Raw genomic sequence first — 23,546 nt, 5'->3', positions numbered from 1 at the left:
TGTTCTCCAATATGAAGATCGCAATATGTTGTCCGGACAAATAGGTCGATAAGGGTCACGTATGGAGAGCTCCCTGAGCCTGGACGGCCGGGTCGTGGTGGTGTCGGGTGCCGGCGGTGGCGGCATCGGCACCACGGTCACGCGAATGGCGGCCGAGGCCGGGGCCACGGTCGTGGCGGTGAGTCGATCGCAGGACAACCTCGACACGCACATTGCACCGCTGGCCGACAAGGGCCTGAACGTGGTGACGGTGGCGGCCGATGCGTCGACGGACGACGGCATCGCGATGGTCCTCGACACCGCACGACGGGCGGACGGCACGCTGTACGGGTTGGTCAACGTCGCCGGCGGCGCAGCCCCGTCGACCTGGATGCCGGCCACGCGGGTGTCACGGGCCGACTGGCGTGAACTGTTCACCGCGAACCTGGAAACCATGTTCTTCATGAGCCAGGGGGTGGCCGCGGAGATTCGGTCGCAGGGCACTCCCGGCTCGATCGTGTCGGTGTCCTCGATCAGCGGGATGAACACTGCGCCGTATCACGTCGCCTACGGCACCGCGAAGGCCGCGATCGTCGCGGCGACCCGCACTATGGCGGCCGAGCTTGCCGCAGAAGGGATCCGGGTCAACGCCGTCGCCCCCGGCGTCACCGAAACCGCGGCATCGGCAACCTATGTCGACGCTGACCCGGACCGTGACCAACGGGCCATCGCGATGGGCCGGCGCGGAACCCCCGAGGAGCAGGCCGGGGCCATCCTGTTTCTGCTCTCCGATCTGTCGAGCTACATCACCGGCCAGACCATCCTGGTCGACGGTGGGCTCAACCTGCGCTGGACCCATCTCGGCGCCGACAACACCTCGCTGTTCCTCAAGGACGACGACTTCCGCGCGGCCATAAGGAGGCATTAGTGACCGAAGAGCTTTCCAGCCCCGTGACCATCGGGGTCGATGCCTACATCTCACCGGAATACGCGCGTAACGAGCGGGATCGGTTGTGGCGCAAGGTGTGGCAGCAGGTCGGCCGCGTCGAGGACCTGCCGGAGGTAGGCAGCTACCTCACCTACGACATTCTCGACGATTCAATTCTCATCGTACGAACGGGCGTGGACACCTTCGCCGCGCACCACAACGTCTGCATGCACCGTGGACGGCGTCTGATCGACACGCCTGCCGGCGCCAAGAACGCCTGCGCCCGCACTCGCAAGTCGTTCATGTGCGGGTTCCACGGCTGGACGTACGACCTCGAGGGCGCCTGCACCCATATCCGTGAGCAGGACGACTGGCAGGGCACCCTGACCCCGGAGAACACCCACCTGGCCTCGATCCGGGTCGACACCTGGGGTGGCTGGCTGTTCATCAACATGGACCCCGACTGTGAACCGCTGGCGGACTTCCTGTTTCCGGCGGCCAAGATCCTCGACCCGTTCGGTCTGGAGAACATGCGCTACAAGTGGCGCAAATGGCTGAAGTTCGACTGCAACTGGAAAGTCGCGATGGAGGCTTTCAACGAGACCTACCACGTGTTCACCACCCACCCCGAGTTCAACAAGTTCGGTGAGTTCAAGGGCTGGGCCAAGGCGCAGGGCAAACACTCCAACATCGGCTATGACGCGCCGAAGGACATGGAGGAGACCAAGTCCAAGATCCGGCTCGGCACCGGTGATCCCCGCATCTCCACAGCTGAGATGCAGGTCTACACCATGGAAGAGACCAACGCGACCACCACGCAGACACTGGTCAACGCCGCCAAACGACTCGTCGACGAACTGCCCGAAGGCACGCCCGCCGACAAGGTGCTCGAGCATTGGCTGTCCTCGGCTCGTCGCGATGACGAGGCCCGCGGCGTGGTCTGGCCGACCATCCCGCCCGACATCCTCGGGCAGAGCGGCACCGCCTGGCAGATCTTCCCGAACTTCCAGATCGGCCAGGGCCTGACCAGTGCGCTGTGCTACAGCGCCCGCCCTGATCCGAGCTACGACCCGGACAAGTGCATCTTCGAGGTGAGCGTGTTCGAGCTCTACCCCAAAGGGGAAGAGCCGCAGACCGAATGGGAGTACACCCCGGCCGACAGCCCGAACTGGCGCTCGGTGCTGCCTCAGGACTTCTCGAACATGGCCGCTGTGCAGCAGGGCATGAAGTCGGCAGGATTTCCGGGCACCAAGCCCAATCCGTACCGCGAACGCAGCACCGTCAACCTGCATCACCAACTTTCCAAGTACATGGGCACCGGAGAGCCCACCGAGATCCAGTGATTTGTGTGCATTCACCGGCGGTCAGCGCCGCTAAACGCACACAAATCGCCCAATAAGGAGCGAAACATGAAGGTCAATCTGGGTACCGGGGCGCAGAACTCCCACGACTGGGAGCGCGTGCTCGCCGGCGACTTCAGCACCCCGCCCGCCACACCGGACTACAAGTGCGTGCAGGCCGCGCTGGCACTCGGCGACCTCGCCGAACCGCTGGGCTTCGACGGGATCTGGTTCCCCGAGCACCATGGGACGCCATATGGCATGACGCCCAACCCGATTCAGGCCCTGACCTATTTCGCCGGACGCACCGAGCGGGTCAGCCTGGGCACCTTCGTGGCGGTGGTGCCGTGGTGGAACCCGATCCGGCTGGCCACTCAGATCGCCTATCTCGACATCGTCTCCAATGGCCGCTACACCACGATCGGCCTGGGGCGTGGGGTGTCCAAGGGTGAGTTCGCCGCGGTCGGCGTGCCCCGCGAAGAGAGCCGCGACCGCTTCAACGAGACGCTGGACATCCTCAAGCTGGCCTTCTCCGGCGAACGATTCTCCTATGAGGGCAAGATCTTCAGCTTCCCGGAGATGTCGCTGCGCCCCGAGCCGATCAGCACCGACTTGTTCGATCGCATCTACAGCTCGTCCTCGACCGCCGAGTCGCTGGAGATCCTGTCCCGGCGCGGCATGGTTCCGCTGTTCGTGGGCAACAAGCCCATCACCGACGCGGGTGAGGAAGTGCGCAAGGTCAACACCTTCCGTGCCGAGGAGGGGCTGGGGCCCTGTCAGCCCAAGAACGTGATGTTCATGTACTGCGTGGGTTCCGAGGATGAGGTCGCTCAAACGGAAGAGTGGATCTGGACTGCCAACCGGGACGTCAATGTGCACTACGGTTTCGCCGACGCGTCGAACTTCAAGGGTGTCAAGGGATACGAGGCCTACGCCGCCCGCGAAGCCAGCGCGACGGCCGTGCTGGCCTCGGAGGTCGGCAACCAGAAGAAGGGCGGCCCGCCCGGATACCACGCCTCCAACCTGCTGATCGGCACGCCCGAGACGGTGTTCACCAAGCTCAAGGCCGCGCAGGAAGCCTGCTCGTTTGCCGAGGTCACCATCGTCCCGCAGTTCGGCACGATGCCGTACGAGAAGGCCATGGAGTCCACCAAGCTGTTCGCCGCCGAGGTGCTGCCCGCGGTGCACGACATGCCCGCGCCGCTGCATGCCGCGGCGCTGCCCGAAAAGGCCAACGTATGAGCCAAACTCAGAAAGGTTGCGGGCCCACCGAAACCCCCACCGACATCGACATCGACGCGATCCGGGAGAAGTACGCCGCCGAGCGGGCCAAGCGGCTGCGGACCGAAGGTGCCGACCAGTACCTGGAGCTGGAAGGCGAATTCGCCGAGTTCTACGAGGTCGACCCCTACACCACGGTGACCGAACGTGATCCGATCGTCGAGGAGGCCGACGTCGTAATCCTGGGCGGCGGCTTCGCCGGCCTGCTGGCCGGGGCGTATTTGAAGAAGGCCGGTGTCGAGGGGATCCGTGTCATCGAGATGGCCGGCGACTTCGGTGGGGTTTGGTACTGGAACCGCTTTCCCGGAATCCAGTGCGACAACGATGCCTACTGCTACATCCCGCTGCTCGAAGAGCTCGACTTCATGCCGAGCAAGAAATTCGCCGACGGCGCCGAGATCCTCCAGCACTGCCGCAACATCGGCAAGCACTTCGGGCTGTACGACGGTGCGCTTTTCTCCACCCAGGTGCGTGAACTGCGCTGGGACGACGCGACGCAGCGCTGGCAGATCAGCACCGACCGGGGCGACGAAATCCGGGCCCGGTTCGTGGTCATGGCGCAAGGCTCCTACAACCGTCCGAAGCTGCCGGGTATCCCCGGGATCAAGGACTTTTCGGGTCATGTGTTCCATTCCGCGCGTTGGGATTACAACTACACGGGCGGCGACGCTGACGGCGGCCTGCACAAGTTGGCCGACAAGCGCGTCGCTCTCGTCGGCACCGGTGCAACGGGAATCCAGTTGGTACCGCACCTCGGCCGCGATGCCCAGCAACTGTTCGTCTTCCAGCGCACACCGTCCTCAGTTGATGCGCGGTCCAACCCAGCCACCGATCCGGCATGGGCTGCGTCGCTGCAACCGGGTTGGCAGGAAGAACGAAAGCGCAACTTCCACAACTGGTCGCCGTTCGTCGGGGTGGTGTTCGGTGAGCCTGACCTGGTGTGCGACTTCTGGACCGAGCTCGGGCGCAACCTGACCGCACGGATCGCAGCCACACCGAACCCCGCGGAAGTGACCATCGAGCAGATCATGGCCTTCCGTGAAGAGGAAGACTTCAAGATCATGGAGCGGCTGCGCCGACTCGTCGGTGAGATCGTCGAGGATCCCGCGACCGCCGAGGCGCTGAAGCCGTACTACCGATTCATGTGCAAGCGGCCGACTTCCAGCGAGCAGTATCTGGCCACCTTCAACCGACCCAACGTGAAACTCGTCGACGTGTCGGCATCCAAGGGTGTGGAACGGCTGACGGAGAAGGGCATCGTTGCCGACGGTGTCGAATACGAGGTCGACTGCGTGATCTTCGCGAGCGGCTTCGAGATCTCCACCGAGATCAGCCGGCGGTTCGCGATCGACCGCATCGTGGGCCGCGACGGACTGTCGCTTTTCGACTATTGGCAGAACGACTACAAGACCTTGCACGGGATGACCAGCCGCGGCTTCCCCAACCAGTTCTTCATGGGCTTCATCCAGGGTGGCGTGTCGGCCAACACCACGGCGATGTTCGAGCAGCAGGCCCAGCACATCGCCTACATCATCGCCGAGGCGCAGAACCGCGGTGCCACCACGGTCGAACCGAGCCAGGAAGGCCAGGACGCCTGGGTCTCGACGGTCCGCGAACTGTCGATCGACAACTCGGCGTTCGAGCTGTCGTGCACGCCCGGCTATTACAACAATGAGGGACGCGGTGGCGCCGAACGTAACGGCGCTTTCCTGGGCGATTTCTATTCGCCGGGGTTCTACGCGTTCGACGATCTGATCGCGGAATGGCGCGCGAAGGGTGATCTGGACGGATTAGAGCTCACCACATGACGACAACCACAGCGCTGCAAACCCGGGACATCAAGCCGCGCATCGGAACCGAGATACGCGCCGACAAGGCCACGCTGCTCTCCGGGGACCATGCCGGGCGCATCCGCGAGCTACTGGAGCAGCGCGGGGTGCTGGTGTTCCCGCAGATCGGGTTCACCGACGACGAGCAGATCGCCTTCACCGAGACCCTCGGCACCTTCGCCGCCGAGCACCAGGGTGAAAAGCTGTACAAGGTCAGCCTCGACACCGAGGTGAACAAGCAGGCCGACTACCTCAAGGGCTCCCTGTACTGGCACATCGACGGCACCATGAACGAGGTGCCGATCCTGGCCTCGCTGCTGCAGAGCGTGGCACTGGGTAACCCCGAGGAAGGCGACACCGAGTTCTGCAACACCTATGCCGCCTATGACGACCTGTCCGACGAGGACAAGGCCGACATCGAGGGGATGCGGGTGATGCACTCGGCGTGGAACACGCTGTTCTACTACGACCCTGAACCGAGTGCGAAGTCATTGCGCCGCATGATGGCGATCGGTGACCGCGAGCTGCCGTTGGTGTGGACGCATCAGTCCGGCCGCAAGTCGCTGTTGCTCGGCGCGACCGCGCGCCACATCGTGGACGCCGACGGCCCGATCGACTTCCGGAGAAGCATCGAACTGCTGGTGCGCCTGCGGGATTGGGCCACCCAGCCCGATTTCACCTACCGGCACCACTGGACCGTCGGAGATCTGGTGATCTGGGACAACACCGGGACCATGCACCGGGCCACCCCATACGACCCGATGTCCGGTCGGTTGTTGCAGCGCACCAAGCTCGAAGGCGAGGAACCGTTCGCTTGAGCACACTCAGATTCGACGAGCGCGTCGCCGTCATCACCGGTGCAGGCCGGGGCCTGGGCCGTGAGTATGCGCTGCTGCTGGCCTCGAAGGGAGCGAAGGTCGTCGTCAACGACCCAGGTGGCAGTCTCGCCGGGGACGGCGCCGACACGGCGCCGGCGCAGCAGGTGGTCGACGAAATTGTTTCGGCCGGTGGAGAAGCCGTCGCCGTCACTGATTCGGTGGCCACCGCCGAAGGCGGTCAGGCGATCATCGGCAAGGCAGTCGAGCACTTCGGCCGCGTCGACATCCTCATCCACAACGCGGGCACGGTGCGCCGTGGCTCGTTGAAGGAGATGACGTACGACGACTTCGATGCGGTGCTCGACGTGCATCTGCGCGGTGCGTTCCACGTTGTGCGCCCGGCATTTCCACTGATGTGCGAGGCCGGCTACGGCCGGATGGTGCTGACCTCGTCGATCGGCGGGCTGTACGGCAACCATGAGGTGGCCAACTACGCCGCGGCCAAGGCCGGGATCCTCGGGCTGTGCAATGTGGTGGCACTGGAGGGTGCTGCCGAGGGCGTCGTGTGCAATGCGATAGTGCCGGGCGCGGTGACCAGGATGGCCGAGGGGCTTGACACCTCGGCGTACCCGCCGATGGGTGCGGACCTGGTGGCACCGGCCGTGGGCTGGCTGGCGCATGACTCCTGCTCGGTGACCGGTGAATTCTTCGTGGCGATCGCCGGAAGGCTGGCCCGCGCCGTCATCGCTGAGTCGCCAGGCGTGTATCGGCCATCGTGGACCGTGGAGGAGGTCGGCGAGCAGATCGACCGCATCCGCGACGTCAGCGAACCCGTGATCTTCCCGGTCGTCCCCCACGGGCATTCCGAGCACATCCGCTACAGCTTCGGTCGAGCGGTGGAGGGGGTGCGATCATGACAACCGGTCCACTGCAAGGGGTTCGGGTCATCGACCTCACGGCCATGGTGATGGGTCCGTACTGCACGCAGATCATGGCCGACATGGGCGCCGACGTCATCAAGGTGGAGACACCGGCGGGGGACAACACCCGCTACATCTCGGTCGGACCCGCGCCGGGCATGAGCGGGGTGTTCGTCAACGTCAACCGCGGCAAGCGCAGCGTGGTGCTGGATCTGCGATCGGAGCAGGGCAAGGCCGACCTGCGGGCGCTGATCGCCGATGCCGATGTGTTCATCCACTCGATGCGGGCCAAGGCCGTCGCCAAGCTCGGCTTCGGATATGACGATGTGGCCGCGATCAACCCGGGAATCGTGTACACAAACTGCTATGGCTACGGCCGGCGCGGCCCGGATGCCGACCGCCCGGCGTACGACGACACCATCCAGGCCGAGTGCGGATTGCCTGCGGTGCAACAGCAATTGACCGGTGAGGCCTCCTATGTCGGCACCATCATGGCCGACAAGGTGGCCGGCCTGACCGCGCTCTACGCCACCACCATGGCGTTGTTCCACCGTGAGCGCACCGGCGAGGGGCAGGAGGTCGAGGTCAGCATGTTCGAGACCATGGCCTCCTTCATGCTGGTCGAACATGCCAACGGCGCCATGTTCGACCCTCCGCTGGGGCCTGCGATCTATCCCCGGGCGGTCACCCCGAACCGCAGGCCGTATGAGACCAAGGACGGTCACATCGCGGCGCTGATCTACAACGACAAGCATTGGAACACCTTCATCGACCGGGTGCAGCCGAGCTGGAATGGCCCCGAGTTCGCCACCTTGGAGCAGCGGGCCCGCCAGATCGACACGGTATACGGCTTGGTGGCCCAGACGCTCAAGGAGCGCACCACCGCGGAGTGGCTGGATCTGTTCGCGGAGTTGGAGATTCCGGCGGCGCCGATGCTCACACCCGATGAGCTGTTCGAGAACGAGCACCTCAACGCCGTCGGGTTGTTCGAGAGCGTCGACACCCAGCACGGTCGGGTGCGCATGCCCGGCGTGCCCACCTGGTTCTCCAGGACACCGGGCCGGATCGCGGGGTACGCACCGGAACTGGGCGCGGACACCGCCGCAGTGCTCGCCGAGCTGGACGCGCGAAATATCGCCGGCTGACGGTCGGAACAGAAAGGCCAGGAGTGGATTTCGATTTTGGTGAGGCGGCCGACACGCTGCGCGGTGAGCTGCGTGCGCTGATCGCCGACCAGGTGCCCGCCGACTTTCTCGGCGCGTTCACCGATGACCCCGCCGATCTGGCGGTGGCCCAGCAGTTCTGCCGGACATTGGCGCAGCAGCATCTGCTGTGTATGTCGTGGCCGAAGGAGTTCGGCGGTGGTGACGCGTCGGTCTGGGAACAGACGGTGGTGCGCGAGGAGATGTGGGCACACCACGAACCGCGTGGCGCGCAGTACATGGGTGTCAACTGGGTGGGTCCGATCATCATGCGGCACGGCACCGAGGAGCAGCAGCGCAAGCACCTGCCCCCGATCGCGAACGGCGAAGTGATCTGGTGCCAAGGGTTTTCCGAGCCGGAGTCGGGTTCGGACCTGGCTTCGCTGCGCACCTTCGCCCGCCGGGACGGCGACGGCTGGCGGGTCAACGGCCAGAAGATCTGGACCTCGTACGCCACCATGGCCCAGTGGATCTTCCTGTTGGCCCGCACCTCAAAAGGTGAGAAAAAGCAGCAGGGCATGACGATCTTCTTGGTGCCGATGGATTCACCGGGTATCCAGGTGCGTCCTATCCGCACCATGATGGGTCCGCATCATCTCAACGAGGTGTTCTTCGACGACCTCTTGGTCACCGAGGCGGATGTGCTCGGGACCGTGGATCAGGGCTGGTCGATCGTGCAGGACGTGGTGTCCTTCGAGCGCGTCGGCATCGCCCGCTATGCGCGCTGCGAGCGGCTGCTGCAGGCTGCCCCCGGGGTACTCGGCGACAAGTGGGAAGAGCTGCCGGCCGAGCTGCGGGGCCGGTGGACCCGGATGCTCACCCACTGCCGCAGGGCTCGGTTGATGGCCTACCGGGTGGTGTCGATGCAGGCGACCGGCCGGGTGAATCCCGGTGACTCGGCGGCATATCGGATCGCGGTGACGCGCCTGGATCAGGAGAGCGCGGAGGTGCTCATGGAGATCGCCGCGGCGGTGCCGCGCATCAACCCCGCGGCGGTGCCGCGCGGTGGTGACAGCCAAGCCGAGTACTTCCGGGCGGAGGTCGAAGACCACTGGCGGTACTCGCAGGCGTCGACTGTGTCCTCGGGCAGCATTGAGATGCAGCGCATCCTGTTGTCGCGGACCATGCTGGCCGGAAAGGCGTGACGGCGATGATTCTCGATCTCAGCGACGACGCCAAAGAGTTCGGTCGCCAGGCGGTGAAGGCGTTCGAGGCTGCCGGCGGCGATCAACTGTTGGTCCAGGCCGACGCGAAGCCCGACACCCGGGCCGCGCTGGTGACGCCCGTGCTGGAGAGCCTCGGTGCCTTCGAACTCGAACCCCGCTCCGATGCCGATTCATTGGAGGCGGCGGCCGCGGTGTGCCGCAGCGCCGGCTATTGGGCGTTGCCCTATCCGGTCGCCGAGCGATTGTCGCGCCCGCAAGACCTTGATGTCGACGGCTTGATGGTCGTCGACGCGGCCGTGCCCGAGGCTGCGTTGCAGGGGCTGGACAACCGTTGGGCCACCGTCACTTTGGACGGCCGCCGCCTCACCGTGACCAAGACAGTCGCCACTGGACCGTCGTTCGCCACCGCCCTCGAACTTTCGGCGGTCGACGGCGCCGGCCACAATGATGTGGCTCTGGCCCTGACCCTGCCGTCCTGGACCCTGCTCGGAATGCTGGACAGGGCCATCGATCTGACCACCGCGCACGTGAGCCTGCGTAAGCAGTTCGGGCAGACGTTGTCGTCGTTCCAGGGGGTGCAGTTCCAGCTGACCGATGCGGAGGTGGAGCGCAGCGGCGTCGACATGCTGGCCAAGTACACGCTGTGGAGTGTGGGCACGAACCCGGCCGACGAGGCGATCAACGATGCGCTGGCACTGCGCCTGGCCGCGATCGAGGCCGCCGAGGTGGTGTTCCGGGTCTGCCACCAGCTGCACGGGGCTGTGGGATTCTGCGACGAGACCGTGCTCTCGTGGCTCTCGCGCTACAGTCAGCCGTTGCGTCGCTTGCCCTTCGGTGTGTCGCAGACCCGTGAGACTCTGACGGACCGGCTCGGCCGGCGTGGGCTGACCGGATTGTTTTCGTCATGACCGACCTAGACGAGTTCCGCGTCACTGTGCGGGACTGGTGCGCAGCTCATGTCCCGAAAGACTGGCGTTCCAACCAGACCGGTGTCAGCGACGATGAGTTCGCGTCCTTCCAGAAGGCCTGGTTCGCCGAGCTGCACACTGCCGGATACGCGGTGCCACACTGGCCGGCCGAATGGGGCGGCGGCATGGGCGTGCCCGAACAGATCGTGCTGTACCAGGAACTGGCCGCGCACGATGCGCCCAGGCTGGTGCTCGCTTTCGTCGGCATCCATCACGCCGCCTCCACCCTGATCGCCGCGGGCACCGACGAGCAACGCAGAAGGCATCTACCGGCCATACTCGACGGCGAGATCTGGGTGCAGGGGTTCTCCGAGCCGGAGGCCGGTTCCGATCTGGCTGCTCTGCGCACGACAGCCCGCGCTGAGGGTGACAACTTCATCGTCAACGGTCAGAAGCTGTGGGCCAGCGGTGCGATGCATGCCGACTGGTGTCTGCTGTTGGCCCGTACGGATCCGGAAGCGCCCAAGCGGCACGGTATTTCGTACTTCTTGATGGACATGGCCACGCCCGGTATCGACGTGCGGCCCATCCGGAACGCGGTGGGGGATTCGCATTTCTGTGAGATCTTCCTCAACGACGTCGCCGTACCGGCGGCCAATCTGGTCGGTCCGTTGAACAAGGGATGGCAGGTCGCACAGGCCACGCTCGGCGCCGAGCGTGGCATGACCATGCTGGAGTTGTCCGAACGGCTGGGCAACGCGGGCTTCAAGTGGTTGCTGGACGCGGCCCCCACAGACGATCCGGTGACGGCAGACCGGCTGGCGCAGTTCGAGATCGAGCTGACCGGCCTGCGCGGGCTCTGCCGGGATCTGGTGGAGCGCACCGAGGCGGGCGAGGCCGGGCCGGCCGACGCGTCGATCGTCAAGCTCTACTACAGCGAATTACTGCAGCGGATGACGGGTTTCGGCGCGGAGATCGGCGGGCTGAATGCCCATACTGTGCTGGCCAAACCGGCATCCAGCGGCTGGGAGTCGGGCGCCTGGATGCTCGATTTCATCGGATCGTGGGAATGGACCATTCCCGGTGGCGCCAGCGAGATCCAGCGCACGATCATCGGTGAGCGCGGTCTGGGCCTGCCGAGAGAACCGAGTGCGGTGTGATGAGCGAATTCTCAGAGATCCACGACGAACTACGTTCGGTAGCCGCTGATCTGCTGGCCAAGGACGCCGTCGACTGGCCACTGCTGGTCTCGGCCGGCTGGGTGGGGCTGGATGCCCCCGAAGCGGCCGGTGGTGCCGGCGCCACCTTCGCCGAGGTCGCCGTGATCTGTGAGGAGTTGGGCCGGGCGGTTGCGGCCACCGGCTACCTGGGCGGTGCCGTGCTGGCCATCGGTGCTCTGAATGCGATGCAGCCCAACGCCTCACGCGACGCGCTGCTGCAGGACATCGTCGCCGGAAGCTCTCGGGCCGCTCTCGCCCTACCGGGGACAGGCGAATCGGCACCCTTCGAATTGGCCACCACTCGTCTGGGCTGGCGCGTTCACGGCCGGGCAGCTTTCGTGTCCGACGCGGCGGGAGCCCAGCGACTGCTGCTGCCCGCACGTGACGCCGACCGGGTGGCAGTTCTGGTGGAGGTGGCCGCCGACGCCCCAGGGCTGACGATCACCGAGCAACCGGTGCTCGACGAAACCCGCCGCCTGGCAATCGTGACGGCCGAGGGCGTCGAGGTCGACGAGGACGCGGTGTGGCGCTTCGACGGTGATGCCGAGGCCGGCTTGCGCGCACTCACCGAGCGTGCCGCGCTCGCGGTGGCCTGCGACAGCCTGGGCGTTGCGCAGGCCATGCTCGACGCCACAGTGTCCTACACCGGGGTCCGTCAGCAGTTCGGCCGGCCGATCGGCTCGTTCCAGGCCGTCAAGCACGCGTGTGCCGACATGCTCGTCGCGATCTCGGTGGCCCGGCAACTGGTGAATGCCGCCCTCGCGGCCGACAGCGACGCGGTGTCAATTTCAATGGCGAAGGCCTACGCCACCGAGGCCGCGGTGGACGTGGCCGGCAAGGCCATGCAGTTGCACGGCGGTATCGGCTACACCTGGGAGAGCGGCGTGCACGTCTACCTCAAGCGGGCCGCGCTCAATCGATCGCTGTACGGCTCACCGACCGAACACCGCGCGAGGATTTCTGCCCGCTACCGATGAGTTTTCCGCGCGGCGATGGTCAAACTTAGCGACCGACCCATCCCGTGAAGGAGACATATCGTGGTTACCCGTCAGAGCTTGCCGCTGGGCGCTCCCAATTGGATCGACCTGACCACCTCCGACCCGGAGCGTGCCCAGCAGTTTTACGGCGCGGTATTCGGCTGGACATTCGAAACCGGCGGCCCCGAGTACGGCGGCTACGTAACCGCAGCCGTCGACGGCAATGTGGTGGCGGGGCTGATGCGCAACGACCCGCAGTGGAACGCCCCCGACGCCTGGACCACCTATCTGCACACCGCGGACGCCGAAGCCACGGTGGCGGCGGCCACGGCTGCCGGTGGCGGTAATTGCGGTGGGGTGATGGATATCCCGGCGAAGGGGCGGATGGCGATGATGACCGATCCGGCCGGCGACTTCTATGGCATCTGGCAGCCTGCCGGACATGAGGGCTTCGCGTTGTTCAATGAGGCCGGCGCACCGGCGTACCACCAGCTGACCACGCGCGACTACGCCGGGGCGTTGGACTTCTACCGCAAGGTGTTCGGCTGGAGCACCGAGGTCGTGTCGGATACCGATGAGTTCCGTTACAGCACGGCGAGTTTCGACGGGGAGGCGCTGGTCGGTGTGATGGACGGTTCGGCCTTCATCCCCGAGGGTGCGCCAGGAGCATGGACCACGTTCTTCGGTGCCGAGGATGTGGACAAGACGATCGAGGTGATCGTGGCCAACGGCGGTTCGGTGGTGCGGCCGGCCGAGGACACGCCCTACGGCCGGTTGGCCGCGGTGACGGATCCGACCGGTGCCGGGTTCAATCTGACGTCGCTGCAGGGCTGAGCGCGAAGTCGGCGAAATCGAAGCCGGGCACCACCACACAACTGACCAGGGTGGGTTCGTCGTCGCGCGGCTTGGCGCGCTGCCAATGGCCGGGCGGCACCAGCAGTTGCGGGTGCTGCCCGGCTTCGATGTCCGGGCCCAGCAGCTGCGTGTCCGCCGTGTTCCGGTCCGCCCCGATCTCCAGGACCAGCGGGCTACCCCGATGGTGGAACCACAGTTCGGCACTGCGGACGGTGTGCCAGGCCGACTGTTGGCCGGGCATCAGCAGGAACAGGATCGCCGTGCCTGCGCTGCGCGGTCCGGAGTAGCCCGGCGGCAGCGAAGACTGGCTCACTGTCAGGTCGCTGCGCCACGTTTCTCTGTACCACACGCCCTCGGGATGCGGGGTGAGGTCGAGCCGTCTGGCCCAGTCGGGAAGTTCGGTCACAACCGATAGTCTCGTCGTCATGGTTAGTCTGCGTCCAGGGTGGCGCGTGGCCTCGGGGTGGTTGATAGCCCTGTGCGCTGCAGTCCTGGTGGTGGTCGCCTGGCTGCCGTGGCTGACCACCAGCGCCGAGGGGGGCGGCCGGGCCAATGCGATCGGCGGGGCCGTGGGAAGCATCGTGCTGCCGCGTGGTTTCGGCGCCGGGCAGCTGATCGTCCTGCTGGGCGCCGGATTGATCGTGGCCGGTGCGATGGCAGGGCGCGGGCTGTCGCAGCGGTGGGCTTCGGCTGTGGGCCTGCTGATTTCGCTGGCCCTCGTGGCGTTGACGGTGTGGTACTACACGCTCAATGTCAAAGGACCCGTGGACGCGGGTTACGGGATGTATGTGGGCGGCGCCATGGCGGTGCTGGCCGGGTTGTGTTCGGTGTGGTCCTTCCTGTCGACGTTTGGGTCCCGATGAGCGCTTGCGCGAAGAGCAAGAGGTGAAGCGATGAGCGAATTCGTGACGCCCGTGGAGTTGGCTGGGCAGCGTTGGGTGACGCTGGAACCGTTGACGGCCGAGCACATCCCCGAGATCGACGCGGTGGCCGCGGACGGAGAGTTGGGCTCCCTCTGGTACACGATGACGCCGCGGCCGGGCGGTGCCGCCGAGTGGGTGCAGCGCATTTTCGAACTGCGCGCGGCCGATCACGGCGTGACCTTCGTGGTGCGCGATCTCGACGGCAGCCTGGTGGGATCGTCGAGCTATTTGCATGTCGACGGCCCGAACCGCCGGCTGGAGATCGGGCACACCTGGTACACCGCCGCAGCGCGGCGTACCGGCATCAACGCCGAGACCAAGCTGTTGATGCTCGGCCATGCCTTCGATGAGTTGAACTGTGTGGCAGTGGAATTCCGCACACACTTCTTCAACTTCGCCAGCCGTGCGGCCATCGAGCGGCTCGGCGCCAAGCTGGACGGAGTGCTGCGCAGCCACCAGCTGCTGTCCGACGGCTCCCGCCGTGACACCGTCGTGTACTCGATCCTGGACATCGAATGGCCCGCGGTGCGGTCCAACCTGAAGTTCAGGCTGGACCGCCGCGGCGGGATCAACTAGTCCGCATCGACAGTGGTGGTCTCGATCGACTTGCGGTCGGCGCCGTGGGCCACTTCGATCTTGCGGGGCCTGGCACGTTCGGCCATCGGGATGGTGACGGTGAGGACACCGTTCTCGTACGTGGCGGAGATCGCCGACGTATCGATCCCGTCGCCGAGCGACAACTGGCGTCGGAAGTTACCGAAGAACCGCTCATTGGTGAGCCACTGCGCAGATTCTTCCGAGCGGGCGGTTCGATGTGCCGAGACGGTGAGTGTGCCGTTGTCGACGTTCACGTCGACCGAGCCCGGATCGACACCGGGAAGGTCGGCGGTCAGGACGTAGTGGTCGCCAATCTTGCAGAGGTCCATCGGCATGAACCGGGGCGTACGTGTTGACCCTGAATCATTTGACAGCAAACTTCTGGTCAACACATCAAGGTCGCTGAACGGATCAAAACGAAGCACAGTAATTCACCTCCCGTGCGATCTCAGAGCCCGCCACCCTGGCGGACAGCCAATCACTGTGCACCGCCGATATTAGCACTCGACACCGGAGAGTGCCAGAAATTTTCAGTGCGATTTTCCGATGGTTCCTGCATGTCAGAGACGTTTGCCGGGGTGTGAAGGTTCCCGTGCGGTGGGGGCTGGGGCGAAATCGTGATGGCGTCGGCGTGGGCTCGACCGGGATGCGGCCGCGTGTTGGGGAGGGCCAACAGGACGACGGTCCCAGCGTCTGCCTCACCGACCTGGGGAGGCCCGGCGCAACCAACAGCAACCGTCTCGTCGGAGGTCGGCCGGCCCAGGTGCGGACGAAATCGGTTGCGTTCCTGCGCCGGGTGTTTAGTAGGGTGGCGGGATGTCGAGCCCGGAAGCACACAAGATGGGGGCTTTCGGTCACGCCGTCAGCCCCCTGAATCACTGACTCTTCAGTTTTCCGCACCGATCGGGTGCTGGCCGTGGTGACGAGACGTCTCCTGTTCATTCTCTTGCCCCGGAGTTCTCGATGCCTTTTGCTCTCTATCTTCTGGCCCTGGCGGTTTTCGCCATGGGCACTTCGGAATTCATGCTCGCCGGGCTTGTTCCGGATATCGCCGCCGGTCTCGGCGTCACGGTCGGCGCTGCCGGCCTACTGACCTCCGCATTTGCCATCGGAATGGTCATCGGCGCCCCGGTCATGGCCGCGCTCGCGCGTCGGTGGCCGGCCCGGACCAGCCTGCTCGGATGTGTGGTCGTGTTTGCGCTCTGCCATGTTGTCGGCGCGCTGACACCGAACTTCCCGGTCCTCCTCGGCACCCGCGTGATCGCCGCCCTGGCCAACGCCGGATTCTTGGCGGTGGCGCTCAGCACGGCCGCCACGCTGGTAGCGGCCGACCGGAAGGGACGCGCGTTGTCGGTCCTGCTCGGCGGGACGACGATGGCCACCATCGCGGGCGTGCCGGGAGGCGCGATGCTCGGTGCGCTGTTGGGGTGGCGATCCGCGTTCTGGGCGATTTCCTTGTTGTGCTTGCCCGCCGCGCTCGGCATTCTGAAGGGGATTCCCGCTCGGGCTGAAGGCAATTCGGTCCCCGCCGATGGAACGCCACTGCGTGATGAGCTCGCCCAACTCAAATCGCCTGCGGTGGGATTGGCGATGCTTCTCGCGGCCCTCGTCAATGCCGGCACGTTCGCCGCGTTCACATTCTTGGCGCCCATCGTGACCGACACCGCCGGTCTCCGTCCGCTGTGGTTGCCCGTGGTGTTGGTGCTCTTCGGATTCGGGTCTTTCATCGGTGTCACCGTGGCGGGCCGGTTGTCCGACCGTCATCCACGCTTGGTGATCTGGGCTGGGGGCCCGCTGTTGCTGCTCGGTTGGATTGCGTTGGCGGCCTGGGCCGCTCATCCGGTGACGCTGCTGGTTCTGGTCTTCGTCCAGGGAATCGCGGCTTTCGCCGTGGGCAGCACCTTCATTGCGCGCGTCCTCTACGAGACATCCGGGGCTCCGACAATGGGCGGCTCGTACGCGACGGCGGCGCTGAATGTCGGAGCCACCTGCGGCCCGGCACTGGCTGCTGCCTCGCTCGCAGGCCCAGCGGGAAACCTCGGGCCGGTGTGGGTCGCTGTTGCGCTCACCGGTATCGCCCTGATGGTGGCGCTGGCCATCACAATTCGACGGCGGACACCGACGCTCCGGTGAGCCGATCATCGCACTGATCGCACGTCAGCACCGGGGAAAACGTGTGGCCGCAGCCGCTATGGGTGAGGATCACGGCCGGGCCTTCGGGTGCCGGGAACGACCGTTGCGCCCAGGCCAGCGCCGTGACGAGCACAGGAAGGAATGCGGCGCCCTTCGGGGTCAGCCGGTACTGCGGGTCCTCGTCGGTGGTGGTGAGAATCCCGTTGCCCCGGAACGTCTGTAAGCGGTCGGCCAGTGATGCGGGCGGAGCGACCAACGCCCGTTGAAACTCGGAGAACCTGCTGGTTCCCGTAAAGGCGGCGACCAGGATCGCAAATGCCCAGCGGTTCCCGAGCACGCTCATGGTCTGGGGGAACAGGCCCGACGGGGAATCGCGCCGATCGTCCTCGGAGCGGCGCCGCGTCGCCACCACGGGAAGGGACCGCGGCCAGCCTCCGCTCGGCCCCCACGTGGCCGTCAATTCGCCGGAAGGGGTTGGGGCACTGCAGCTCCCACACGTCAGTATCGGGGTGAAGTCGGCACCGCAGGGCACGTGTCGCATGGCCGGCAGTGGCTCGCGGTGCTCGGTCACCCAGTGCCGTTCCCACTCCCAGATGGACACCAGCACCGGCCACAACGTCCAGCCTCGCTCCGTGATCAGGTATTCGTCACGCGGAGGCCGCTCCTGATAGCGATGGCGTTGCAGCAACCTGTCTTCGGTCAGAGAGCCGAGACGGCGGGTCAGCACCGAGTTGGAGATCGGCAGCCGGGTCCGGAACTCTCCGTAACGGGTGGCGCCCAGCAGGGCCTGCTGCATCACCAGCAGCGTCCATTCATCTCCGACCAGAGCCAACATCTGCCCGACAGCGTTGGTCCCGCCGGTCGGCGTCTCCGTGTCAGTCACGCACCAGCCATCGGCGAAGCTCGTCACCGGGCGCCCAAGTGGAGTGGGTTCCGCTGGAAACCCGTTCCGGCAGAGCAAGTTTGCACACCGGTCCGTCGGAAACGCGGGCCGCGTCGAATACCAGGCAGTAGGAGGCGTCGTCATTCATGTCGGTGGTGATGGTGACCAGATAGCCGTCATCCTCGCTCAGGCTGCCGACCCTCGGCGCCATCGCGGTCTCGCTGCCGTACACGCCGTCCTCGAAGGCATAGCGTTGTTCGGATCCGGTGTGCAGGTCGTGGCGGACCAATCCGTCGAACAGGAACCAGCCCGGCTTCCCGGTGGCGGCATAGGCGTAGCGGTAGTTGCGCCCGGCGTGACCGGGGTTGATCATGCCGAATTCGGTGATGCTGTCGGACAATTGCTCTTCGCGGGTCGCTCCGGTGACCAGGTTGAACCGCCAGCGGTGCAGCCGGGTCTGCATCTTGTCGAGTGCCAGGGCCGGTGTCGCGTTCCCCTGGAAGAACCCGTCGAGCACGATCTCGTCGCCGTCTTCGTAGGCGTTGGTGAAGTGCAGGACGTAGGTGGTGTCGGCTTCGAACCACTTGACGTCGCCGGCCGCGCCGCGCCGGGGGAGCACCGCGAATCGGGAGGGAAGGTCGCGGTGCAGCTTGGGCAGATGCACGTTGCTCTTGAGGAATTTCGCATCCCAGAACAACGGAAAGTCGTTGAGTATCACATAGTTTTCGGTGAATGCCATGTCGTGCGGCATCCGGGGCCCCGGCAGTTCCACATCGACGTAGTGGACCAGCCGGTTGTCGGCGTCCACCACCCCGTAGTGCATGTACGGCGTCTGCTTGCCGTAATTGAAGAACAGCAGTTCACCGGTGGCGTCGTCGGCCTTGGGATGCGCCGAGACACCCCATTCGGCGGGAAGCGCTCCGCCCCAGTCCTCCTTGCCCAGGGCATCGCCGGTGTACGGGTCGATGCGGTACAGGTCGCCGCACTGGTAGAAGCTGGTGAGTGCGACGCCGCGGTGCACGGTCACGTCTGTGCTGGAGGCGTCCTTCATCAGAGTCCGCGCGCCCCAGCCGTAGTCGCGTTTGGCCAGTTCGATCGGTTCGGCGATACCCGGCCACAGCGGTCCACCGGCCTCGATTTCGGCCAGGAGGCCGTCGGTGCGGATGAACCTGTTGCGGTAGAACGCTTTTCCGTCGCGGAAGCCGACGATGTGCAGCATTCCGTCACCGTCGAACGGGTGGTAGGTCTGCAACGCCGGATGCAGTGGGTTCTCGGTGTTGCGCAGGTAGATACCGTCGAGGTCGGTTGGGATCTCGCCGTCGATGACCTGCAGATCGTCGGAATCCCATTCGGTGGTCTGCGGACGCCACGCCCCGGTGCGGTAGGGATGGTCGTCGTCCTCGGGCAGGGTGGACAGGTACTTGGCCACAACCTCGGTGTTCATTGCTGGGCTCCTCCCACGACGAAGCTGACGGTGGTGGCGGTGCTGCCGCCGAAGTTCAAGGTGCCGAAGGTCTTTGCACCGTCGACCTGGTATGGCCCCGCAGTGGCGCTGACCTGCTTGGCGGCGTCGAGCAGCATCCGTACCCCCGACGCGCCGACGGGGTGACCGCCGCCGATCAGTCCGCCGCTGGGATTGATCGGAAGCCGCCCGCCGATCTCGATCTCGCCGTTCTCGATGGCCTTCCAGGACTCGCCGGGCCCGGTGAGGCCGATGTGATCGATGGCCAGGTACTCGCTGGGGGTGAAGCAGTCGTGGACCTCGAACCCGTCGAGATCGTCGAGCGTCACGCCGGCCCGGCCGAAAGCGTCCAGCACAGCGTTGCGCACGTGCGGCAGCAGGTACGGATCTTTCGCACTGCGGTCAAGTTTTTGGCGCAGCCCCAGACCGACCGTGCGGTGGCCCCAGCCGTCGATACGGGCGATCGGCCGGGCGTGTGGGTGAGTGCGCAGATACGTGTCGCTGACGAGAACCAGGCCGGCACCGCCGTCGGTCATCTGGCTGCAGTCGAACCGGCGCAGTCGCCCCTCCACCACCGGATTGGTGACGTCGTCGCCTCCGATCGGGTCGGGCACCATCCAGTCGCGGGTCTGGGCATTGGGATTGGTCTTGGCATTGCGGAAGTTCAGCGCCGCGATGGCGCGCAGGTGCTCGGCGTCCAGTCCGTAGCGCCGGTCGTACGCGTCGGCCACGTCGGAGAACATAGATGGCCACACGAACCGGGCATCGTCGGCTTCGTGACCGGTCCAGGCCGCGGCGCCCAGGTGCGCGGCGGCGGTATCGCCGGGCACCGTCTTCTCCAATTCCACCCCGATGACCAAGGCGCTGTCGTAGGCACCGGAGCGCAGGTCGGCGATTGCGGCGAGCGTCGCAACGCTGCCCGACGCGCACGCCGCCTCGTGCCGTGATGCCGGGGTTTCCCACAAGTCGGGATGCACGGTGGCCGGCATGGCGCCGAGGTGGGCCTGGCCGGCGAACAGGTCGCCGAAGGCGTTTGCGACGTGCACGACGCCGATGCCGGTCGCATCGATCCTGGCGCTGTTCAGGGTGTGGTCGACGACCTCGCGGGTGAGCCCGGCGAAGTCGACCTGCTCACGGGTCAGATGGCGGGCGAAATCGCTCTGGTAGCCGCCGAGAATCCACACGTCCTCCATGGCGGTGACGCTACTACAACTAAGAGAGTGACTCGAGACGTCGAAACAAATAACGCCGTGGCAGAAATCCATGATGGATTCCCGCCACGGCGTTACCCGTGGTTAAAGCCGAATCAGTCGTCGTGACCGTGGCCGTGGCCGTGGCCGCGACCATGCCAACCGTTGTCCCACCCGTTCCAACGGCCCCAGCCGGGTCCTTCGACGCAAGCCTGTACGTAGCCGTACGGTCCGCTCGCGCAGATCTCGGGACCGGCCGATGCCGGGGCCGCACCCGCGACTGCCACGCCGACCGGCACGGCCAACGTGCCCAGCCCGACTGCAGCGGCTTTGATCAGTTTCGAACGCATCTTTCTCGCCTCCGGAGTTGTTAGCTGTGTGTGAGCCCAAGACCCCCGTCTGTAGATAACATTAGTGCATCTCACGATATTCCTGAAAACTGCCTGGCACCGCGTGGTGCAGCGGATTTGCTCTCAGGCAGCTCTTCCCGGTCAGGCCATTGAATTCATTTGCCAGATCAAATAAGGCTCGCGAATGGCTTCTCGGGGTGTTGCCAGCCGACGGGTGTGACACGTGAGTCCGGTGGTGTGAGCGGGGAAGGCGACGAGTTTTGCCGGCGCTCGTGGTCTCCATCTGTAGGCCGAACTACAGGAGGGGTATTCGTGGGAGCGCTGGACGGCAAGACGGCTCTGGTGACCGGGGGAGCGCGCGGGCAGGGGCGCGCGCATGCCCTCACTCTGGCGCGTGAAGGCGCTGACATCGTGGTCTGCGACGTCGCCGCACAGGTCGAATCTGTCGACTATCCGCTGCCGACTCAGGCCGACCTGGAACGGACAGTCGAGGAGGTGTCCGCGCTCGGCCGGCGCTGCCTGGCGGTGACAGCCGATGTCCGAGACCTGGCGGCAATGCAATCGGTCGTGGACGCCGCGGTCTCTCGGTTCGGCGGTATCGACGTGGTGCTGGCCAATGCCGGGATCGCCAGTAGTGGGCCGATCGCGACCATGTCGCAGCAGCGGTGGCAGACCATGATCGACATCAACCTCACCGGGGTGTTCAACACCTTCCGCGCGGTGCTGCCACATCTGATCGAGCGCCGGGCCGGGCGGATCGTCGCGACGTCGTCGATCGTGGCGAATAGCGGAGCCACCAACTCGGGGCACTATGCCGCGGCGAAGGCCGGAGTGGTGGCGCTGGTGAAATCGGTGGCATTCGAGGTCGCCGAATACGGCATCACGGTCAACGCCGTGCTGCCGTCCGGGGTGAACACGCCGATGATCCACAACCTGGCGACCTACAAGATGATTCGGCCCGACCTGGAGAACCCGGGCCTCGAAGACGTCGAAGAAGTGTTTGGCCAGGGGCGGCCCCGGCCGGGCCTGCTGGAGCCGCAGGATGTCGCCGATGCCGTGCTGTACCTGGTGTCGGATCGAGGGCGGCTGCAGACCGGCGAGTCGATGATTCTGTCGAACGGATTGAACTAGCGCGCGGTACGCGGTGATCTGACGCCGGCGGGGCTGCGGAGCCCCGCCGGCGTCAATGCCAGTCTCAGCAGCCGCAGCTGCAGGAGGCCTGTGCTTCCGCGTTGGCCTCACCCGCGTCCACGTCTTCAGATCCGGGACGCCAGTCGAACGGGAAGTGCTTGCTCGAGGCGCCGGTGTGCTCGTGCGACCACTCGAAGCCCACGGCGTGGTCTTGCTTGACCACGCCCCAGGTTGCGACCTGGCCCGGGCCGACCTCGGCACCCGGCGCATTGGTCGTGGTCACCCGTCGGTTCGGGTCGGCCGTCGGGCCGGTGAGAGCCTCCACCAACAGATCGACCTTGCCGGGAATCTCGGCGCGCCAGTAAGCAAGGTCGTCGGCGGCCTCGAAACTGATCGGGGCGTATTCGATGCCGCGCAGCTCCTCGATCAGGCTGCCGAACTCGGCCGGCCAACCGCCCTCCGTGCCGGTGAAGATCCGCTCGAGCGCGTCACGCTGGGCGGCGTCGCCCTTCTCGTCGATGTAGAACATCAACTTCATCGTCGCGTTCGGATCGCCGATCCACATGTTGCCGGCGAACTCGCCGAGCGCGATCACGCTGAGACCCGCCAAATCGGTGTCACCGTAATGCCCTTCGCGGACGTGCCACACCAAGGTGAACAGGCAATCGCCGTGCGTGGGCTCCTGGGCGAAGCTGCATGGGCAAGGCAACTTGCAGCTGCACACGTCGAACCATTCTCCGCGCAAATGCCAATCGACCTGGGTCGACGAAGTGGTCATCGATTCCGCTCCTTCCGTTTAATACCCCCTAGGGGTATCTGACACCGCGAACGTAGCACCGCCGAAGACTGGAGCGCAAGTACCCCCTAGGGGTATCATCTGGGCATGTTCACAAGGACGTGCATCGGTGCTCTGGCGGTCGTTGCCTCGGTGTCGCTGGCATCGTGTGGCTCACCCGCCGAGGCGCCACCGGCCGCCTCCGCTGGAGCCTCAGTGGCGAGCGTTGTGCCCCATAGACTGGTCGATCCTGATGAATTCGCTTCTGCCATAGGGGAATCCGACCGGATGACGATCAACGTCCACGTACCGTTCGAAGGCGATATCTCCGGTACGGACCTGTCGATTCCGTTCGGCCGGATGGCCGAACAGGCGGATCGGTTGCCCACCGATCGCGGTGCCCCGATTGCGATCTACTGCCGAACCGGCCCCATGAGCGCGACGGCCGCCGAAGCGTTGAAATCGCTGGGCTACACCGATGTGGTCGAACTCAAGGGCGGGATGAAGGCCTGGCAGGCCAGCGGTCGGCCACTGGTCGGAAACTGAGCTTGGTTTGGCGGTCGCCCGGAAATGGTTCTTGGCCTGCAAAAACGTGAGTGCCCCTGTCGGGCTTCGGCTGATGCTTGATGGATCTGTGTCGGTTGATCCTTGACACTCTTGTGTTGTGGTTTAGGCCTGT

At 65.6% G+C, this 23,546-nt stretch carries 24 protein-coding genes; 17 read left to right on the top strand and 7 right to left on the bottom strand.

Translation table 11 applies throughout. The features are described from left to right. Positions 1 to 61 precede the first annotated feature (61 nt). The 12 genes from ACZY08_RS23090 to ACZY08_RS23035 all read left to right on the top strand — a co-directional run bounded on the left by ACZY08_RS23090 (position 62) and on the right by ACZY08_RS23035 (position 13,402). Positions 62 to 907 carry an SDR family NAD(P)-dependent oxidoreductase gene (locus ACZY08_RS23090; protein ID WP_463747198.1) on the top strand — a complete coding sequence of 282 codons (846 nt, stop codon included), beginning with the start codon at positions 62 to 64 and terminating at the stop codon, positions 905 to 907. Further along, a complete protein-coding gene (locus ACZY08_RS23085; RefSeq protein ID WP_463747199.1) occupies positions 907 to 2,250 on the top strand; it encodes an aromatic ring-hydroxylating oxygenase subunit alpha in 1,344 nt (447 codons plus the stop codon). Before ACZY08_RS23090 ends, ACZY08_RS23085 begins: the two co-directional genes overlap by 1 nt. 66 nt (positions 2,251 to 2,316) lie before the next feature. Next, positions 2,317 to 3,489: an LLM class flavin-dependent oxidoreductase gene (locus ACZY08_RS23080; RefSeq protein WP_463747200.1), complete on the top strand. Its 1,173-nt coding sequence runs from the start codon at positions 2,317 to 2,319 to the stop codon at positions 3,487 to 3,489. Beyond that, entirely contained in the window at positions 3,486 to 5,336 is a 1,851-nt protein-coding gene (locus ACZY08_RS23075; protein WP_463747201.1) for a flavin-containing monooxygenase, read from the top strand. Before ACZY08_RS23080 ends, ACZY08_RS23075 begins: the two co-directional genes overlap by 4 nt. Next, positions 5,333 to 6,175, top strand: a complete 843-nt coding sequence (locus ACZY08_RS23070) for a TauD/TfdA dioxygenase family protein (RefSeq protein WP_463747202.1) — start codon at positions 5,333 to 5,335, stop codon at positions 6,173 to 6,175. Before ACZY08_RS23075 ends, ACZY08_RS23070 begins: the two co-directional genes overlap by 4 nt. Beyond that, the gene (locus ACZY08_RS23065; protein WP_463747203.1) at positions 6,172 to 7,092 is read left to right on the top strand and encodes an SDR family NAD(P)-dependent oxidoreductase; all 921 of its coding nucleotides are present in this window, start codon (positions 6,172 to 6,174) and stop codon (positions 7,090 to 7,092) included. The genes ACZY08_RS23070 and ACZY08_RS23065 overlap by 4 nt, the downstream gene beginning before the upstream one ends. Beyond that, a complete protein-coding gene (locus tag ACZY08_RS23060; protein ID WP_463747204.1) occupies positions 7,089 to 8,240 on the top strand; it encodes a CaiB/BaiF CoA transferase family protein in 1,152 nt (383 codons plus the stop codon). Before ACZY08_RS23065 ends, ACZY08_RS23060 begins: the two co-directional genes overlap by 4 nt. A 23-nt stretch (positions 8,241 to 8,263) precedes the next feature. Beyond that, entirely contained in the window at positions 8,264 to 9,442 is a 1,179-nt protein-coding gene (locus ACZY08_RS23055) for an acyl-CoA dehydrogenase family protein (RefSeq protein WP_463747205.1), read from the top strand. A 5-nt stretch (positions 9,443 to 9,447) separates the two neighbouring features. Next, positions 9,448 to 10,371 (top strand): acyl-CoA dehydrogenase family protein, encoded by a 924-nt coding sequence (locus ACZY08_RS23050; RefSeq protein ID WP_463747206.1) that lies wholly within the window; start codon positions 9,448 to 9,450, stop codon positions 10,369 to 10,371. After that, complete coding sequence (locus ACZY08_RS23045; protein WP_463747207.1) at positions 10,368 to 11,531, top strand: acyl-CoA dehydrogenase family protein; 1,164 nt, start codon at positions 10,368 to 10,370, stop codon at positions 11,529 to 11,531. Before ACZY08_RS23050 ends, ACZY08_RS23045 begins: the two co-directional genes overlap by 4 nt. Then, the gene (locus ACZY08_RS23040; RefSeq protein WP_463747208.1) at positions 11,531 to 12,568 is read left to right on the top strand and encodes an acyl-CoA dehydrogenase family protein; all 1,038 of its coding nucleotides are present in this window, start codon (positions 11,531 to 11,533) and stop codon (positions 12,566 to 12,568) included. The genes ACZY08_RS23045 and ACZY08_RS23040 overlap by 1 nt, the downstream gene beginning before the upstream one ends. Positions 12,569 to 12,628: 60 nt before the next feature. Beyond that, positions 12,629 to 13,402, top strand: coding sequence for a VOC family protein (locus tag ACZY08_RS23035; protein ID WP_463747209.1), 774 nt, complete (start codon positions 12,629 to 12,631; stop codon positions 13,400 to 13,402). On the opposite strand, the gene ACZY08_RS23030 is transcribed toward ACZY08_RS23035, so the two are convergent. Next, the gene (locus ACZY08_RS23030) at positions 13,377 to 13,829 is read right to left on the bottom strand and encodes a cupin domain-containing protein (protein WP_463747210.1); all 453 of its coding nucleotides are present in this window, start codon (positions 13,827 to 13,829) and stop codon (positions 13,377 to 13,379) included. The genes ACZY08_RS23035 and ACZY08_RS23030 overlap by 26 nt on opposite strands. Positions 13,830 to 13,848: 19 nt before the next feature. On the opposite strand from ACZY08_RS23030, the gene ACZY08_RS23025 reads away from it, so the two are divergent. Next, the gene (locus ACZY08_RS23025) at positions 13,849 to 14,286 is read left to right on the top strand and encodes a hypothetical protein (RefSeq protein ID WP_463747211.1); all 438 of its coding nucleotides are present in this window, start codon (positions 13,849 to 13,851) and stop codon (positions 14,284 to 14,286) included. Positions 14,287 to 14,316: 30 nt separating this feature from the next. After that, positions 14,317 to 14,922 (top strand): GNAT family N-acetyltransferase, encoded by a 606-nt coding sequence (locus ACZY08_RS23020; RefSeq protein ID WP_463747212.1) that lies wholly within the window; start codon positions 14,317 to 14,319, stop codon positions 14,920 to 14,922. Here ACZY08_RS23020 and ACZY08_RS23015 read toward each other — a convergent pair. Next, positions 14,919 to 15,368: an Hsp20/alpha crystallin family protein gene (locus ACZY08_RS23015; protein ID WP_463747213.1), complete on the bottom strand. Its 450-nt coding sequence runs from the start codon at positions 15,366 to 15,368 to the stop codon at positions 14,919 to 14,921. The two genes, ACZY08_RS23020 and ACZY08_RS23015, sit on opposite strands and share 4 nt — an antisense overlap. Before the next feature lie 538 nt (positions 15,369 to 15,906). Here ACZY08_RS23015 and ACZY08_RS23010 point away from each other — a divergent pair. Next, positions 15,907 to 17,076, top strand: coding sequence for a Cmx/CmrA family chloramphenicol efflux MFS transporter (locus ACZY08_RS23010; protein WP_463747214.1), 1,170 nt, complete (start codon positions 15,907 to 15,909; stop codon positions 17,074 to 17,076). Here ACZY08_RS23010 and ACZY08_RS23005 read toward each other — a convergent pair. From ACZY08_RS23005 to ACZY08_RS22990, 4 genes are all read right to left on the bottom strand, one after another. Then, positions 17,042 to 17,911 (bottom strand): winged helix-turn-helix transcriptional regulator, encoded by an 870-nt coding sequence (locus ACZY08_RS23005; RefSeq protein ID WP_463747245.1) that lies wholly within the window; start codon positions 17,909 to 17,911, stop codon positions 17,042 to 17,044. The genes ACZY08_RS23010 and ACZY08_RS23005 overlap by 35 nt on opposite strands. Before the next feature lie 40 nt (positions 17,912 to 17,951). After that, the gene (locus ACZY08_RS23000) at positions 17,952 to 19,403 is read right to left on the bottom strand and encodes a carotenoid oxygenase family protein (RefSeq protein WP_463747215.1); all 1,452 of its coding nucleotides are present in this window, start codon (positions 19,401 to 19,403) and stop codon (positions 17,952 to 17,954) included. Continuing rightward, positions 19,400 to 20,614, bottom strand: a complete 1,215-nt coding sequence (locus tag ACZY08_RS22995; RefSeq protein ID WP_463747216.1) for an acetyl-CoA acetyltransferase — start codon at positions 20,612 to 20,614, stop codon at positions 19,400 to 19,402. Before ACZY08_RS22995 ends, ACZY08_RS23000 begins: the two co-directional genes overlap by 4 nt. Before the next feature lie 113 nt (positions 20,615 to 20,727). Next, entirely contained in the window at positions 20,728 to 20,961 is a 234-nt protein-coding gene (locus ACZY08_RS22990) for a hypothetical protein (protein ID WP_463747217.1), read from the bottom strand. A 312-nt stretch (positions 20,962 to 21,273) separates the two neighbouring features. On the opposite strand from ACZY08_RS22990, the gene ACZY08_RS22985 reads away from it, so the two are divergent. Further along, positions 21,274 to 22,092, top strand: a complete 819-nt coding sequence (locus tag ACZY08_RS22985) for a mycofactocin-coupled SDR family oxidoreductase (protein WP_463747218.1) — start codon at positions 21,274 to 21,276, stop codon at positions 22,090 to 22,092. Positions 22,093 to 22,156: 64 nt separating this feature from the next. On the opposite strand, the gene ACZY08_RS22980 is transcribed toward ACZY08_RS22985, so the two are convergent. After that, the gene (locus ACZY08_RS22980; RefSeq protein WP_463747219.1) at positions 22,157 to 22,870 is read right to left on the bottom strand and encodes a DUF1326 domain-containing protein; all 714 of its coding nucleotides are present in this window, start codon (positions 22,868 to 22,870) and stop codon (positions 22,157 to 22,159) included. Between the two features lie 105 nt (positions 22,871 to 22,975). Here ACZY08_RS22980 and ACZY08_RS22975 point away from each other — a divergent pair, with 105 nt between their 5' ends. Further along, the gene (locus ACZY08_RS22975) at positions 22,976 to 23,413 is read left to right on the top strand and encodes a rhodanese-like domain-containing protein (RefSeq protein ID WP_463747220.1); all 438 of its coding nucleotides are present in this window, start codon (positions 22,976 to 22,978) and stop codon (positions 23,411 to 23,413) included. Positions 23,414 to 23,546: the final 133 nt, after the last annotated feature.

It is taken from the genome of Mycobacterium sp. IDUB_9, from assembly GCF_055419505.1.
This window is presented reverse-complemented; position numbering and strand designations above follow the sequence as displayed.

Bases quoted from the DNA above. Each gene is read 5' to 3' on its own strand.
- ACZY08_RS23090 (WP_463747198.1), top strand. From the start codon at position 62: ATGGAGAGCTCCCTGAGCCTGGACGGCCGGGTCGTGGTGGTGTCGGGT.
- ACZY08_RS23080 (WP_463747200.1), top strand. From the start codon at position 2,317: ATGAAGGTCAATCTGGGTACCGGGGCGCAGAACTCCCACGACTGGGAG.
- ACZY08_RS23075 (WP_463747201.1), top strand. From the start codon at position 3,486: ATGAGCCAAACTCAGAAAGGTTGCGGGCCCACCGAAACCCCCACCGAC.
- ACZY08_RS23070 (WP_463747202.1), top strand. From the start codon at position 5,333: ATGACGACAACCACAGCGCTGCAAACCCGGGACATCAAGCCGCGCATC.
- ACZY08_RS23060 (WP_463747204.1), top strand. From the start codon at position 7,089: ATGACAACCGGTCCACTGCAAGGGGTTCGGGTCATCGACCTCACGGCC.
- ACZY08_RS23050 (WP_463747206.1), top strand. From the start codon at position 9,448: ATGATTCTCGATCTCAGCGACGACGCCAAAGAGTTCGGTCGCCAGGCG.
- ACZY08_RS23045 (WP_463747207.1), top strand. From the start codon at position 10,368: ATGACCGACCTAGACGAGTTCCGCGTCACTGTGCGGGACTGGTGCGCA.
- ACZY08_RS23040 (WP_463747208.1), top strand. From the start codon at position 11,531: ATGAGCGAATTCTCAGAGATCCACGACGAACTACGTTCGGTAGCCGCT.
- ACZY08_RS23025 (WP_463747211.1), top strand. From the start codon at position 13,849: ATGGTTAGTCTGCGTCCAGGGTGGCGCGTGGCCTCGGGGTGGTTGATA.
- ACZY08_RS23020 (WP_463747212.1), top strand. From the start codon at position 14,317: ATGAGCGAATTCGTGACGCCCGTGGAGTTGGCTGGGCAGCGTTGGGTG.
- ACZY08_RS23010 (WP_463747214.1), top strand. From the start codon at position 15,907: ATGCCTTTTGCTCTCTATCTTCTGGCCCTGGCGGTTTTCGCCATGGGC.
- ACZY08_RS23005 (WP_463747245.1), bottom strand. From the start codon at position 17,911: ATGTTGGCTCTGGTCGGAGATGAATGGACGCTGCTGGTGATGCAGCAG.
- ACZY08_RS23000 (WP_463747215.1), bottom strand. From the start codon at position 19,403: ATGAACACCGAGGTTGTGGCCAAGTACCTGTCCACCCTGCCCGAGGAC.
- ACZY08_RS22995 (WP_463747216.1), bottom strand. From the start codon at position 20,614: ATGGAGGACGTGTGGATTCTCGGCGGCTACCAGAGCGATTTCGCCCGC.
- ACZY08_RS22990 (WP_463747217.1), bottom strand. From the start codon at position 20,961: ATGCGTTCGAAACTGATCAAAGCCGCTGCAGTCGGGCTGGGCACGTTG.
- ACZY08_RS22980 (WP_463747219.1), bottom strand. From the start codon at position 22,870: ATGACCACTTCGTCGACCCAGGTCGATTGGCATTTGCGCGGAGAATGG.
- ACZY08_RS22975 (WP_463747220.1), top strand. From the start codon at position 22,976: ATGTTCACAAGGACGTGCATCGGTGCTCTGGCGGTCGTTGCCTCGGTG.